Source organism: Pseudoxanthomonas suwonensis (assembly GCF_010093235.1).
Lineage (GTDB): Bacteria > Pseudomonadota > Gammaproteobacteria > Xanthomonadales > Xanthomonadaceae > Pseudoxanthomonas > Pseudoxanthomonas suwonensis.
This window is the reverse complement of the sequence record NZ_PDWP01000011.1, coordinates 97341-110452: the sequence shown is the minus strand read 5'-3', so window position 1 is coordinate 110452 and position 13112 is coordinate 97341. Positions and strand designations below refer to the sequence as shown.

Here is a 13112-nt window from a genome sequence, read left to right as displayed (position 1 = left end):
GCTGGATGGGCCGCGCCCTGACGGCCCGGCCCATCCAGCAGTCCTCCCATGCACGCCGCGGGGTACGCCCGCGTGGCTGAGCTGCTGATCGTTTTCGCCCTCATCCTGCTCAACGGCTTCTTCGCGATGTCGGAGATGTCGGTGATGACCTCGCGCAAGAGCCGGCTCAAGCAGCTGGCCCAGGCGAGCAAGCGCGCCGCCCGTGCCCTGTCGCTGGCGGAGAAGCCCGAGAACTTCCTGTCCACGGTGCAGATCGGGATCACCCTGATCGGCATCCTCACCGGCCTGTTCGGCGGCGAGGCGATCGGCCTGGCCATCGGCGGCTGGCTGGACAAGGTCTTCCCCGCCCTGGGCCAGTACTCGGCCGGCCTCGGCAAGCTGCTGGCGGTGGCCCTGATCACCTATTTCACGCTGATCTTCGGCGAGCTGGTGCCCAAGCGCCTGGCGATCACCGCGCCGGAGAGGATCGCCGGCTTCGTGGCCATGCCCATGGGCTGGCTGGCGCGCGCCGCCTTCCCGTTCGTGTGGCTGCTGTCGCAGAGCACCCGGCTGGTGCTGCGCGCCGTGGGCCTGGGCAAGGACCAGGTCAGCACGATCAGCGAGGAGGAGATCCGCATGCTGGTGGCCGAAAGCCACGAGCAGGGCGTGATCGACGCGCAGGAGCGCGACATGATGAACCGGGTCATGCGCCTGGGCGACCGCACCGCCGACAGCCTGATGACCCCGCGCAACCGGATCGCCTGGCTGGACGCGAACGCGCCGCTGGATGAAAACCTGCAGACCATGCGCGAGCACCGGTTCTCGCGCTATCCGGTCTACCGCGGCAGCGACGAGGACGTCGCCGGCGTGCTCGAGGTCAAGTCGCTGGTGCATACCCCCGGCGGCATCGACGGCGGCCTGTTCCGCGACCTCAGGCACACGCTGTTCGTGTCAGAGTCCACCCATGCGATGAAGCTGCTGGAAATCTTCCGCGAGGAACAGCAATCGATGGCGCTGGTGGTGGACGAATACGGCGAGATCCAGGGCCTGGTCACGGTCAGCGACGTGATGGGCGCGGTCCTGGGCCGGCTCCAGGCGGTCGAGCACAACGACGGCGAGGCGCTGGTGGTCACCCGCGACGACGGCTCGCTGCTGGTCGGCGGCGCCCTGCCCGCGGAGGACCTGCGCGAGCTGATGGACGGGGCGGCGCTGCCCGATACCGAGGAAGGCGACTACCACACCCTGGCTGGCATGTGCATCGCGCACTTCGGCCGCATCCCGCACGTGGGCGAACACTTCGACTGGGCCGGCTGGCGCATCGAGGTGGTGGACCTGGACGGCGCCCGCATCGACAAGCTGCTGCTGAGCCGCCTGCCGGGCGGGGACGATGGGCACGCCGACTGATCCCGCCGGCCCCACCCCGCCCCGCAGCGGCCTCGTGCGCCTGCTGGATACGTTCGCGCAGGGCGATCCCGACGAACTGCTGAGCCTGGAGTACCTGCTGGGTGGCCTCGGGCGCAGCGCCTTCGGCATGTTCCTGTTCGTGTCGATCCTGCCGGGCTTCATCCCCGTACCCGGAGCCGCCGGCGTGGTCGCCGGCCCGCTGGTGGTGCTGATCGGCCTGCAGCTGGTGGCCGGGCTGTCGCGGCCCTGGCTGCCCCGCTTCGTCGCCCGCCGCGGCCCGATGCGGCGCACCCTCAACCGCTTCCGGGAACGCATCGCGCCCTGGCTGGGGAGGCTCGAGCACCTGGTGCGCCCGCGCCTGCAGGGCCTGGCCGGCAGCCGCGCGGCCAACGCCCTGACCGGGACCCTGGTGGCGGTGCTGGGCCTGCTGCTGGCCCTGCCGATCCCGATGACGAACTACATCTTCGCCGGGCTGCTCCTGCTGTTCGCGCTGGCCCTGCTGGAACGGGACGGGGCGCTGCTGGTGGCCCTGTGGATCGTCTCGGCCGCCACGATCACCGTGATGGCGCTGGGGTCCGGCGAGCTGGCGCAGCTGCTGGCCGACTGGATCGGCGGCCTGCGCCAGGACTGAACGTCTAGTCCCTTCCGGCCAGTTTCGCCGCCAGCTCGTCCGCACCCAGCGGATGGCCCAGCCAGTAGCCCTGCACCAGGTCGCAGCCGCGTTCGGCCAGCAGGTCGAGCTGGGCCTGCTTCTCCACGCCCTCGGCCACCACGGTGATGCCCAGGGAATGGGCCATGGCGATGATCGCGCTGGTCAGGGCCAGGTCGTCCGAGTCGCGTTGCAGGTCGGCGATGAAGCTGCGGTCGATCTTGAGCCCGTCCACCGGCACCCGGCGCAGGTGGCTCAGGCCGGAGAAGCCGGTACCGAAGTCGTCCAGCCACACCTTGACCCCGTTGCCATGCAGGCGGGTGAGCAGCGCGCCGGCCTGCAGCTCGTCGCTGATCAGCGCGGTCTCGGTCAGCTCCAGGTGCAGGCAGCCGGCCGGCAGCCCGGACTCGCGCAGGCACTGGGCGACGATGTCCGGCAGCTCGCCGTGGCGCAGCTGGCGCGGCGAGACATTGACCGAGACGAACGGAGGCTCCGGGTCGCCCTCCCGCACCCAGCGCGCCGCCTCCATGCAGGCCTGGCGCAGCACGCGCGGGCCGAGCTGGTCGATCAGGCCGCTCTGCTCGGCCACGTCGATGAAGGCCGACGGCGCGATCGTGCCCAGCTCGGGGTGCTGCCAGCGCAGCAGCGCCTCGGCGCCGACCACCTTGCCGTCGCTGGTGCGGCAGATCGGCTGGTACACCACGCTGACCTCGCCGCGCTCCCATGCGCCGCGCAGCTCCTGCTCCAGGTGCGCGCGGCGCCCAACCGCGTGGTCCATGGCCCGGCTGTAGAAGCGGAAGCCGTTCTTGCCCGCGGTCTTGGCCTGGTACATGGCGATGTCGCCGTTCTTCATCAGCGCGCTGGCGCCGGAGGCGTCATCCGGGAACAGGGTGATGCCGATCGAGGAACCCAGGAACACCTGGCGCCCCTCGATGTCCAGCGGATCGCGCAGTTCGGCCACCAGCACCTCGGCAAGCCGCGTGGCCACCGGCCGCACCTGCGCGTCTTCGACCAGGACAACGAACTCGTCCCCGCCGAAGCGCGCCAGCAGCGCGTCCGGCCCGCCATGGCGGGCGACCGCCTCGCGGATGCGGGTGGCGAACTGCAGCAGCGCCGCGTCGCCGGCCTCGTGGCCGAGCGTGTCGTTGACGCGCTTGAAATCGTCGATGTCGGCGAACAGCAGCGCCAGCTGCCGCCCGGACCCGCGCGCCTGCGCCAGCCGCTGTTCCAGCGCCTCGCGGAAGGCCAGGCGGTTGGTCAATCCGGTCAGCGGATCGGTGTAGGCGATCCGGCGCACTTCGCGGTCGTGCCGGGCGATGCTCTCGCTCATGCGGTTGAACGCACGCTCCAGCTCGCCCAGCTCGTCGGCGCGGGCGCTGGCCTGCACCTGGACGCTGTAGTCGCCGGCCTCGATCCGCCGCGCCGAGGCGGCCAGGTCGCGGATCGGGCGGACCAGCACGCGCTGCACGTACCAGGCCATGCCCAGCACCACCGCCAGCAGCAGGCCCAGCAGCAGCGCGACCCAGGCGCCCTGGCGCCGGGCCAGCTCGTCCACCCGCGCCCGCAGGCGCTGCACGTTCTGCTCCTCGAAGCGGTGCGCCACCTCCAGCGACAGCCCGACCCGCACCTGGCCGAGGCGGCGGTTGTCGCGGCGGATCGGGGCGATCGCCTCGAACACGTCGTCGTCCAGCCGGGCAACCACCTCGGCCACCGGCGGCGCGCCGGCAGGCGGATCGATCGCCCGGAACGGCCCCGTGTCCACGCTGCCGGCCTCCTGGACCACGCGGCCGTGCGCGTCGATGACCTGCAGGTAGCGGACCAGGCCGTCCTGGCGCTGCTCGCGCAGCAGCACGTCGATGCCCTCTTGGTCGGCCTCGTCCAGCGGCCGGGCCAGGCTGGTGGCCATCTGCATCGCCAGGGTGCGCGCGCGTGCCTGGAGGTGGGCGTCGATCAGCTCGTGGATCGCCGCGCGGCTGAGCTCCTCCGACTCCTGGCGCATGACCTGCTGGCGCTGCAGCAGCAGCGCCAGCAGCACCAGCACCACCACCAGCACCAGGGACATCGAGGCCAGGAACCTGGCCTGCAGGCCCATGCGCAGCTTCATTCAGCCTCCGGACAAGGCATCGGGCGCCGGCCGGGCGCGACCACGACCACGACCACGACCACCGCAGAATCGCCCCTGGGGACGGATACCGCAACGGCCGGCGCGGAGCCGTACGGGATTACGCCCGGCAGCGCGCGGCGCGCGGCCGGTACCGGAATGCGCATGCTCGACAACGTCTGGTCCCCCTGTGACCGGCAAAGCCTAGCGGAAAGCCGTTCAGGGCAACAGCGGCCCCTTCCCCGCCGCGGCTGCCAGCCGGGCCATGCGCTGGGCGTCGGCCAGCACGCCGCGCAGCAGCCGCACCTCGTGCACGGTCAGGCCGGTACGCAGGAACAGCCGGCGCAGCTTGCGCATGGCCGAATCCGGCGCCCGCCCCTTGTGGAAATCGATCTCGTCCAGGGTCTCGGCCAGCTGGGCGAAGAAGCCCTCGACCTGCTCGTGGGTCGCCGGCTGCGCATCCGGCGGCGGCGGTTCTGCCGGCACCGGATCGGCCGCCAGCACCGCCAGCCGGACCTCGTAGGCCAGCACCTGGACCGCGGCGGCCAGGTTCAGTGAACTGAATGCCGGGTCCGACGGGATGTGGACCGATGCGTGGCACAGCTGCAGTTCCTCGTTGGTCAGGCCGGTACGCTCGCGGCCGAACACGATCGCCACCGGGCCTTCGGCCGTGGCCTGCAACGCCCGCTGCGCCCCCGCGTCCGGCTCCAGCTGCTCCAGCTGCACCCGGCGGCTGCGCGCGGTGCAGCCGAGCACCATGCGGCAGTCGGCCACCGCCTCGGCCAGGGCGGCATGCACCGGCGCGCGGTCGAGCACGTCCTCGGCACCGGCCGAGCGCCGGTAGGCGGTGTCGTCCAGGGGTTTCTCCGGACTGACCAGGACCAGCTGCGACAGGCCCATGGTCTTCATCGCGCGCGCCGCGGCGCCGATGTTGCCCGGGTGCTGCGTGCCGACCAGGACGATGCGGATGTTGGCCGCGGCCAGTCCGGCCGGGGAATCAGGATGGATTGGGGATTCGGACATGGTGCAGATGGTAAACTGCGCGACCGGCCACGAGCGCCGGAACGCTCTTTTAATTCGCCCGTCCGCCACAGCCTTTCCCGGGAGCCTTTGCCATGCTCAACCCCGCCGTCAACGTCATGGTCAAGGCCGCGCGCCTGGGCGGTAACGTCCTGCTGCGCAACATCAACCGCCTCGACTCCCTCAACGTGGTCCAGAAGCAGCGCATGGACTACGCCAGCGAGGTCGACGCCGACGCCGAGAAGGTGATCGTGAAGGAACTGCGCCGTGCCTATCCGGATTACGGCGTCCTGGGCGAGGAAAGCGGCCACACCGTCGGCCGCAACGGGCGCTTCCAGTGGGTGATCGATCCGCTGGACGGCACCAGCAACTACCTGCGCGGCTTCCCGCACTACTGCGTGTCCATCGCCCTGGTCGACAACGGCGAGCCGATCGACGCGGTGATCTTCGACCCGCTGCGCAACGAGCTGTTCGCCGCCAGCCGCGGCGCCGGCGCGGTGCTCAACGACAAGAAGATCCGCGTGGCCGACCGCAAGGACCTGTCCGGCACCGTCATCGGCACCGGCTTCCCGCCGCGCGAGCGCGCCCGTGCCAGCGCCCAGCTCAAGTGCGTGGACGCACTGCTGGCCCACGCCGAGGACGTGCGCCGCACCGGTTCGGCCGCCCTGGACCTGGCCTACGTGGCCTGCGGCCGCCTCGATGCCTATTTCGAGGCCGGCGTGAAGGCCTGGGACATCGCCGCCGGCGTGCTGCTGGTGCGCGAGGCCGGTGGCCGGGTGTGCGACTTCCGCGGCGCCAACGCCGCGCGCATGGACGAGCGCGGCCCCGACGGCCGCCAGATCATCGCCGGCAACGTCCGCGTCGCCGACGAGCTGCAGAAGCTGGTCGTCAACACCGGCTACGCCGCCGCCTTCGACTGAAGATCGGCCAAGAAAGCCGCCCGCCCCTCCGGGGTAGGCGGCTTTTTTTGTGCCCGGCTTCTGGCCCCCTCTTCCCTTTGGGGCGGGGTGGCATCGCTCGCGCGCCACGCGGCGCATGCCATCGAGCGCCGGCACCCCGGCGCCGGCAGAACGCGGAACGGGGGCTGGGGCGAGGGGCCGGGATCGCAGCCGTACCGCGCGGGCGAGCTCCAGCCCCCCGCCCTTTCCCCAGCTTTCGGGCAAAGGAAAAGCCGCCCGGAGGCGGCTTTACCAGAGGCTGCTGCGGATGCCGGTTACGGGCGGCGCGCCAGCGCCTCCTCGTCCTTGGCCTTGGGCAGCAGGTCCTGCTTGGTGACCTTGAGGAAGCCGATGGTCAGCAGCGGGCAGGCCAGGAAGATCGAGGACAGGGTGCCGACGACCGCGCCGATCATCTGGCTCAGGGCCAGGCCTTCCAGCGAGCCGCCACCGTACAGGTACAGCGCCAGCACCGACAGGAAGAACACCAGCGAGGTGATGATGGTGCGCGACAGGGTCTGGTTGATCGAGCGGTTGAAGATCTCGTTGGGCTCCGCGCGCAGGGTGCGGAAGTTCTCGCGCACGCGGTCGAACACCACGATGGTGTCGTTGATCGAGAAGCCCATCACCGCCAGCAGGCCGGCCAGCACGGTCAGGTCGAAGTCCAGGCCGCTCCAGGCGAAGTAACCGGCCACGACCAGCACGTCGAACATCGTGGTCAGGGTGGCCGACACCGCGAACTTGAACTCGAAGCGGAAGCCGATGTAGATCAGGAAGCCCACCACCACGAAGATCGCCGCGTACAGGCCGTTCAGGGCCAGCTCGCGGCCCACCTGCGGACCGACGAACTCGGTACGCAGCAGGGTGGCCGGGTTCTCCGCGGTGCTTACCGCCGCCAGCACTTCCTGGGCGGTGCGGTTGTTGGCATCAGTGGTGGTCTCGCCGTCGCGCGGCTGCAGGCGCACCAGCACGTCGCTGCCGCTGCCGAAGCTCTGCACCTGGGCGCCTTCGTAGCCGGCGGCGGCCAGGCGCTCGCGCACCTGGTCGACCGGCATGGACTGGGCGAAGCGCACCTCGACCACGGTGCCGCCGGTGAAGTCCAGGGCGTAGTTGAAGCCCTTCACGATGCCGGCGATGGAGCCGACGAACAGCAGCGCGGCGATGATGATCGCCACCCAGCGCATCTTCATGAAGTCGATGCGCGGCTCGTGGGGAATGAACGAAAGCGGGAAGATATTCATGTGCTGGTTCCTTCCCTCAGACGGCCAGGGACTTGAGCTTCTTGCGGCGGCTGTACAGCAGTACCGCCAGGGCACGCGACACGGTGATCGCGGTGAACATCGAGGCGAAGATGCCGATCACCATGGTCACGGCGAAGCCCTTCAGCGGACCGGTGCCGAAGGCGTACAGGGCCACGCCGGCGAGGATGCCGGTGAGGTTGGCGTCGAAGATGGTGCCGGACGCCTTCTCGTAGCCATTGGCGATCGCCGCCTTCGGCGGCACGCCGGCGCGCAGCTCCTCGCGGATGCGCTCGTTGATCAGCACGTTGGCGTCCACCGACAGGCCGATCGACAGGGCCAGGCCGGCGAAGCCCGGCAGGGTCATGGTGGCGCCGAACAGCGACATCACCGCGACCACGATCAGCAGGTTGAACAGCAGCGCGATGCCGGTGAGCACGCCGAACATGCGGTAGTACACGCCGAAGAACACCAGGGTGAACAGGAACGCGTACAGCACCGCGGTCACGCCGCGCTCCACGTTCTCCTTGCCCAGGCTGGGGCCGACGATCTTCTCCTCGACGAAGTCCATCGGCGCGGCCAGCGAGCCGGCGCGCAGCAGCTTGGCCAGGTCGTCGGCCTCGGTCTTCTCCAGGCCGGTGGTCTGGAAGTTCTTGCCGAACACGCCGTTGATGTTGGCCACGGAGATCACTTCCTCCTTGACCCGGAAGCTGCGCACCTCCTCGCCATTGACCATGGACACCTGCGGGATACGCTCGGTGTACACCACCGCCATCGGCTTGCCGACGTTGGCGCTGGTGAAGTCGAACATGCGGTCGCCGCCGACGTTGTTGAGGGTCACGCTGACCGCCGGCAGGCCGTTCTGGTCCACCGAGCTCTGCGCGGCCACCATCTGGTCGCCGGTGACGATCACGCGCTTGCTCAACAGCACCGGCGAGCCGTCACGGCGGTAATACACCTTGGCCTCCGGCGGGATACGGCCGGTGGCCAGCGCGTCGGCCGCGTTGCCCTCGACCACCGCCCGGTACTCCAGGGTGGCGGTGGCGCCGATCATGCGCTTGGCCTCGGCGGTGTCCTGCACGCCGGGCAGCTGCACCACGATGCGCTCCTCGCCCTGGCGCTGGATGATCGGCTCGGCCACGCCCAGCTCGTTGACGCGGTTGCGCAGGGTGGCGATGTTCTGCTCGATCGCCGAGCCGGCGATCTGGTTGAGCTCCGTTTCCGGGATGCGCACCACCAGGCGGTTGCCCTGCACGCCGACGGACATCGTCGGCATGGCCTGGGCCAGCACGGTGCGGGCCTGCTCCGGATCGGCGCCGCTGCCCAGGTTGACCACGATGGTGTGGTCGGGGCGGCGGTCGACCCCGGTGTAGCGGATGCGGCGGTCGCGCAGGGTCACCCGCACGTCCTCGGCATAGGCGTCCACGCGCTTCTCCAGCGCGGCCTTCTGGTCGACCTGCAGCACGAAGTGCACGCCGCCCTGCAGGTCCAGGCCCAGCACCATCGGCCGGGCGCCGATGCGGTCGAGCCAGTCCGGCACGTTGGAGGCCAGGTTCAGGGCGACGGTGTAGTTCTCGCCCAGGCTGCCGCGCAGGGCGTCGGCCGCCTGGGTCTGGGCGTCGGCATCGGCCAGGCGGACCATCAGGTTGTCGCCCTCGACCGCGACCGACTTGGGCGTCACGCCGGCGGCGGCCAGCGCCCCGGAGACGCGGCCTTCCAGCGCCTGGTCCAGCGCGGCGCCGCGGTTGCCGGTGATCTGCACGGCGTAGTCGCTCTGGTAGACGTTGGGCAGCGCGTACAGCGCGCTGACCGCCAGCACGACCAGGATGACCAGGTATTTCCAGCGGGGAAACTCGAGCATTGCGGGACCCCGCGCGGCCCCGCCCCGCGGGACCACGCTCAATGGTGGAACGGAGGGATCAGGCGCCCTTCAGGGTGCCCTTGGGCAGGACGTTGCCGATGGCGGCCTTCTGCACGCGGATGCGCACGTTGTCGGCGATCTCGACGGTGACGAAGTTCTCGCCGATCTCGGTGACCACGCCGGCGATGCCGCTGTTGGTCAGCACTTCGTCGCCGCGCTGCAGCTTGCCCAGCATGGCCTGGTGCTCCTTCTGCCGCTTCATCTGCGGGCGGATCATCAGGAAGTACATGATCGCGATCAGGATGATCGGGAACAGCAGCATGCCGAAGCCGCCGCCCTGCGGCGCGGGGGCCGCGGCGATGATGGCGGTCGGGCTCAGGGTGGCGAGAAGGCTCATTGGTGGTTCCTGGTCTAGGCTGAAAATAGCCGTGGATTATGCCATAGGGGCGCCCGGCCCCCATTGCAACGGAACTGGGACCCTTCCGGGGCGCCTCCGGTTCCCGCCGGGCCGACCAGCGGCACCCTGCCCCCGCCCGGCGCCGCCGGACCGGCTCAGCCGCCGGCGCGCGCGGCGTAGAAGTCGCGGCGGAACGCCTCGAACCGGCCCTGCTCGATGGCCGCGCGCATGTCGGCCATCAGCTTCTGGTAGTACCAGAGGTTGTGCAGGGTGCCGAGCATCGGCGCCAGCATCTCGTTGCAGCGGTCCAGGTGGCGCAGGTAGCTGCGGGTGTAGCCGCCGCTGCAGGCCACGCAGCCGCAGCCCGGCTCGATCGGGTCCAGGTCCCGCTCGTAGCGGGCGTTGCGGATGCGCACCGTGCCGAAGGAGGTGAAGTAGTGGCCGTTGCGCGCATTGCGGGTGGGCATCACGCAGTCGAACATGTCCACGCCGCGGGCCACGCCCTCGACCAGGTCCTCCGGGCGGCCCACGCCCATCAGGTAGCGCGGGCGGTCGGCCGGCAGCCGCGGGTGCAGGTGCTCGAGCATGGCATTGCGCTCGGCCTCCGGCTCGCCGACGGCCAGGCCGCCGATGGCGTAGCCGTCGAAGCCGATCGCCTGCAGGCCGTCCAGCGAGCGGCTGCGCAGGTCGTGGTAGACGCTGCCCTGGACGATGCCGAACAGCGCGGCGTCGTTGCCCAGCCCGTCGTGGGCGTCGCGCGAGCGCCGTGCCCAGCGCAGGCTCAGCTCCATCGAGCGCCGGGCCACGTCTTCGGTGGCCGGGTACGGGGTGCACTCGTCGAAGATCATGACGATGTCCGAGTCGAGCACCTTCTGGATCTTCATGCTCTCCTCCGGCCCCAGGAACACCCGGGCGCCGTCGGTCGGCGAGGCGAAGGTCACGCCCTGTTCGGTGATCTTGCGGCGGTGGGCCAGGGAGAACACCTGGAAGCCGCCGGAGTCGGTCAGGATCGGTCCGTCCCAGCGGGCGAAACCGTGCAGGCCGCCGTGGTCGCCGATCACGTCCAGGCCCGGGCGCAGGTACAGGTGGAAGGTGTTGCCGAGGATGATCTGCGCGCCCAGCGCCTTCACCTGGTCCGGCAGGATGCCCTTGACCGAGCCATAGGTGCCCACCGGCATGAACGCCGGCGTCTCCACCGTGCCGCGCGGGAAGGTCAGGCGGCCGCGGCGTGCGGCGCCATCGGTGGTCTGGAGCTGGAACTGCAGTCGGGACATGGGCTCGGTCGGACTTCGGGGCCGCGTATTGTCGCCGATCGCCCCGCAGGGCGCCCGGCCGGCGGCGGGCTGGCCTGGCGCTGGACGCCTCAGCGCTGGAACAGCGCGATGCTTTCCACGTGGGCGGTATGCGGGAACATGTCCATCACCCCGGCCGACACGAGTTTGTAGCCGCGCTCGTGCACCAGGAAGCCGGCGTCGCGCGCCAGCGATCCGGGATGGCAGCTCACATAGACGATGCGGTCGATGTCCTGCAGCGGCAGTTGCTTTAGCACCTCCTCGGCGCCGGAGCGCGGCGGATCCAGCAGCAGGCGGTCGAAGCCCTGGCGCATCCACGGCGTGCCGCGCTGGTCCTGGGTCAGGTCGGCGGCGAAGAACCGGGCGTTGGCCAGCCCGTTGCGCTCGGCATTGGCGCGGGCGCGGGCCACCAGGCCGGGGTCGCCCTCCACGCCCACCACCTCGCGCACCTGGCGCGCCAGCGGCAGGGTGAAGTTGCCCAGCCCGCAGAACAGGTCCAGCACCCGGTGGTCGGGCGAGGTATCCAGCATCTCCAGGGCGCGGGCGATCATCTTCTCGTTGAGCCGGGCATTGACCTGGATGAAGTCCAGCGGCTGGAACGCCAGCTCCACGTTCCACTGCGGCAGGCGGAAGGACAGCTCCGGCGCCGGCTCCTCCAGCGGATGCACGCTGTCCAGGCCCTTGGGCTGCAGGAAGATGCTGAAGCCGTGCTCGCGGCCGAACGCGGCCAGCGCCGCGCGGTCGGCCTCCGACAGCGGCACCAGGTGGCGCACGGTCAGGGCGATGGCGTCGTCGCCGGCGATGAACTCGATCTGGGGGATGCTCTCGCGCGCCTGCAGGCCGTCGACCAGGGCCGACAGCGCGGCCACCTTCATCCCGATCTCCGGGATGGTGGTATGGCACTCCTGCAGGTCGGCGACGAAACGCGGGTCCTGCTCGCGGAAGCCGACCAGGGTCTTGTCCTTCTTGTTGACCCGGCGCACCGAGAAGCGGCCCTTGCGGCGGTAGCCCCAGCTGCCGGCGGTCAGCGGCGGCAGCACCTCGCCCGGGTGGACCTTGCCGATCCGCTCCAGGTTCTCCAGCAGCACGTGCTGCTTGGCACCGATCTGCTTGCCCTCGTCCAGGTGCTGCAGCACGCAGCCGCCGCAGGTGCCGAAATGCGGGCAGCGCGGCAGCACGCGGTCCGGCGACGCCTCCAGCACTTCCAGGGTGCGGGCCTCGTCGAAGCGGCGGCTGCGGGCGGTCAGCTCGACCACCACCGTCTCGCCCGGCAGGGCGCCGGCGACGAACACGGTCTTGCCGTCCTCGCGGCGGGCCACGCCGCGGCCATCGTGGCTGAGGTCGAGGATCTGGAGCTGGAACGGGGTGCGGTCGAGTCGGGCCACGTGGCGAAGGCTTGGGCTGCGGGGGGCCGGGCATTATCCCGGAACGGGAGGACCGCGTGTCCGGAATGTGAAATGCCGCGGTTGCGGGACCGCGCCACTGCGCTAGGATGCAGCCAGCCGACAGGGAGTCAGCCGCATGGGAACGCGTGAACCCAACCCGCCCGCTCGCCCGCGGGTACTGCTGGTGGAAGACGACGGCATCAGCCAGGCCTATTTCCGGGCCGTACTGGAGTCCTATCCGGCAACCGTCGACCTGGTTGCCACCCAACGGCAGGCGCTGGCGCACGGCGCGGCCGAACGCCACGACCTGTGGCTGATCGACCTCAACCTCCCCGATGGCTCCGGCCCGGACCTGCTGCGCCAGCTGCGGGCGCACTGGCCCGATGATCCGCCGCCGGCCCTGGCCCATACCGCGCATTCGGATCCGGAGGCCCACGCGCCCGCACTGCAGGCCGGCTTCCGCGAGGTGCTGGTGAAGCCGCTCACCTCCGCCCAGCTGCTGCAGGCCGTGCGCTCCGCCCTGGCCTCCGGCGGCGCCCTGCCCGACTGGGACAATGCCGCGGCCGCCGCCGCGCTCAACCATGACGTGGAGAACGTGCGCGTACTGCGCCGCATGTTCCTGGACGAACTGCCCGGCGCACGCGAGGAAGTGCTGGCCAGCGCCCGCCGTGGCGATGCGGTGGCGGTACGCGCCCGGCTGCACCGGCTGCAGGCCGGCTGCGGCCTGGTCGGGGCCCGCCGCCTGGCCGCGGCCGTGGAATCCCTGCGCCGCACCCCGGAGTCGCACCAGGCGCTGGAGCACTTCGACCACGTCGCCCGCGAGCTGTTGCGCTGAGGTCGCCACGCCCGGA

Annotated in this window: 11 protein-coding genes; 4 read left to right on the top strand and 7 right to left on the bottom strand. The window is 70.8% G+C overall.

Features of this window, described 5'->3' with window-relative positions; translation table 11 throughout:
• The first annotated feature begins 72 nt into the window (after window positions 1–72).
• Together CSC68_RS07185 and CSC68_RS07180 are read left to right on the top strand one after the other, a co-directional pair.
• Window positions 73–1383: a hemolysin family protein gene (locus CSC68_RS07185; RefSeq protein WP_162202842.1), complete on the top strand. Its 1311-nt coding sequence runs from the start codon at window positions 73–75 to the stop codon at window positions 1381–1383.
• Entirely contained in the window at window positions 1367–2014 is a 648-nt protein-coding gene (locus tag CSC68_RS07180; protein WP_162202831.1) for an exopolysaccharide biosynthesis protein, read from the top strand. Before CSC68_RS07185 ends, CSC68_RS07180 begins: the two co-directional genes overlap by 17 nt.
• A 4-nt stretch (window positions 2015–2018) precedes the next feature.
• Here the strand turns inward: CSC68_RS07180 and CSC68_RS07175 are convergent, their stop codons facing one another.
• On the bottom strand, window positions 2019–4136 hold the full coding sequence (locus CSC68_RS07175) for a putative bifunctional diguanylate cyclase/phosphodiesterase (protein ID WP_162202830.1): 2118 nt from the start codon (window positions 4134–4136) through the stop codon (window positions 2019–2021).
• Between the two features lie 216 nt (window positions 4137–4352).
• Window positions 4353–5156, bottom strand: coding sequence for an RNA methyltransferase (locus tag CSC68_RS07170; protein WP_162202829.1), 804 nt, complete (start codon window positions 5154–5156; stop codon window positions 4353–4355).
• Between the two features lie 92 nt (window positions 5157–5248).
• Here CSC68_RS07170 and CSC68_RS07165 point away from each other — a divergent pair, with 92 nt between their 5' ends.
• Window positions 5249–6073 carry an inositol monophosphatase family protein gene (locus CSC68_RS07165; protein ID WP_162202828.1) on the top strand — a complete coding sequence of 275 codons (825 nt, stop codon included), beginning with the start codon at window positions 5249–5251 and terminating at the stop codon, window positions 6071–6073.
• Between the two features lie 293 nt (window positions 6074–6366).
• Here CSC68_RS07165 and secF read toward each other — a convergent pair whose 3' ends face one another.
• From secF to rlmD, 5 genes are all read right to left on the bottom strand, one after another.
• Window positions 6367–7329, bottom strand: coding sequence for a protein translocase subunit SecF (secF, locus tag CSC68_RS07160; RefSeq protein ID WP_162202827.1), 963 nt, complete (start codon window positions 7327–7329; stop codon window positions 6367–6369).
• A gap of 16 nt (window positions 7330–7345) precedes the next feature.
• Window positions 7346–9187: a protein translocase subunit SecD gene (gene secD / locus CSC68_RS07155; RefSeq protein ID WP_162202826.1), complete on the bottom strand. Its 1842-nt coding sequence runs from the start codon at window positions 9185–9187 to the stop codon at window positions 7346–7348.
• A 58-nt stretch (window positions 9188–9245) separates the two neighbouring features.
• The gene (gene yajC, locus CSC68_RS07150) at window positions 9246–9584 is read right to left on the bottom strand and encodes a preprotein translocase subunit YajC (RefSeq protein WP_162202825.1); all 339 of its coding nucleotides are present in this window, start codon (window positions 9582–9584) and stop codon (window positions 9246–9248) included.
• Between the two features lie 155 nt (window positions 9585–9739).
• Window positions 9740–10858, bottom strand: coding sequence for a tRNA guanosine(34) transglycosylase Tgt (tgt, locus tag CSC68_RS07145; RefSeq protein ID WP_162202824.1), 1119 nt, complete (start codon window positions 10856–10858; stop codon window positions 9740–9742).
• A gap of 89 nt (window positions 10859–10947) precedes the next feature.
• Complete coding sequence (gene rlmD / locus CSC68_RS07140) at window positions 10948–12261, bottom strand: 23S rRNA (uracil(1939)-C(5))-methyltransferase RlmD (RefSeq protein WP_162202823.1); 1314 nt, start codon at window positions 12259–12261, stop codon at window positions 10948–10950.
• 136 nt (window positions 12262–12397) lie between these two features.
• On the opposite strand from rlmD, the gene CSC68_RS07135 reads away from it, so the two are divergent.
• Window positions 12398–13096 (top strand): Hpt domain-containing response regulator, encoded by a 699-nt coding sequence (locus tag CSC68_RS07135; protein ID WP_162202822.1) that lies wholly within the window; start codon window positions 12398–12400, stop codon window positions 13094–13096.
• Window positions 13097–13112: the final 16 nt, after the last annotated feature.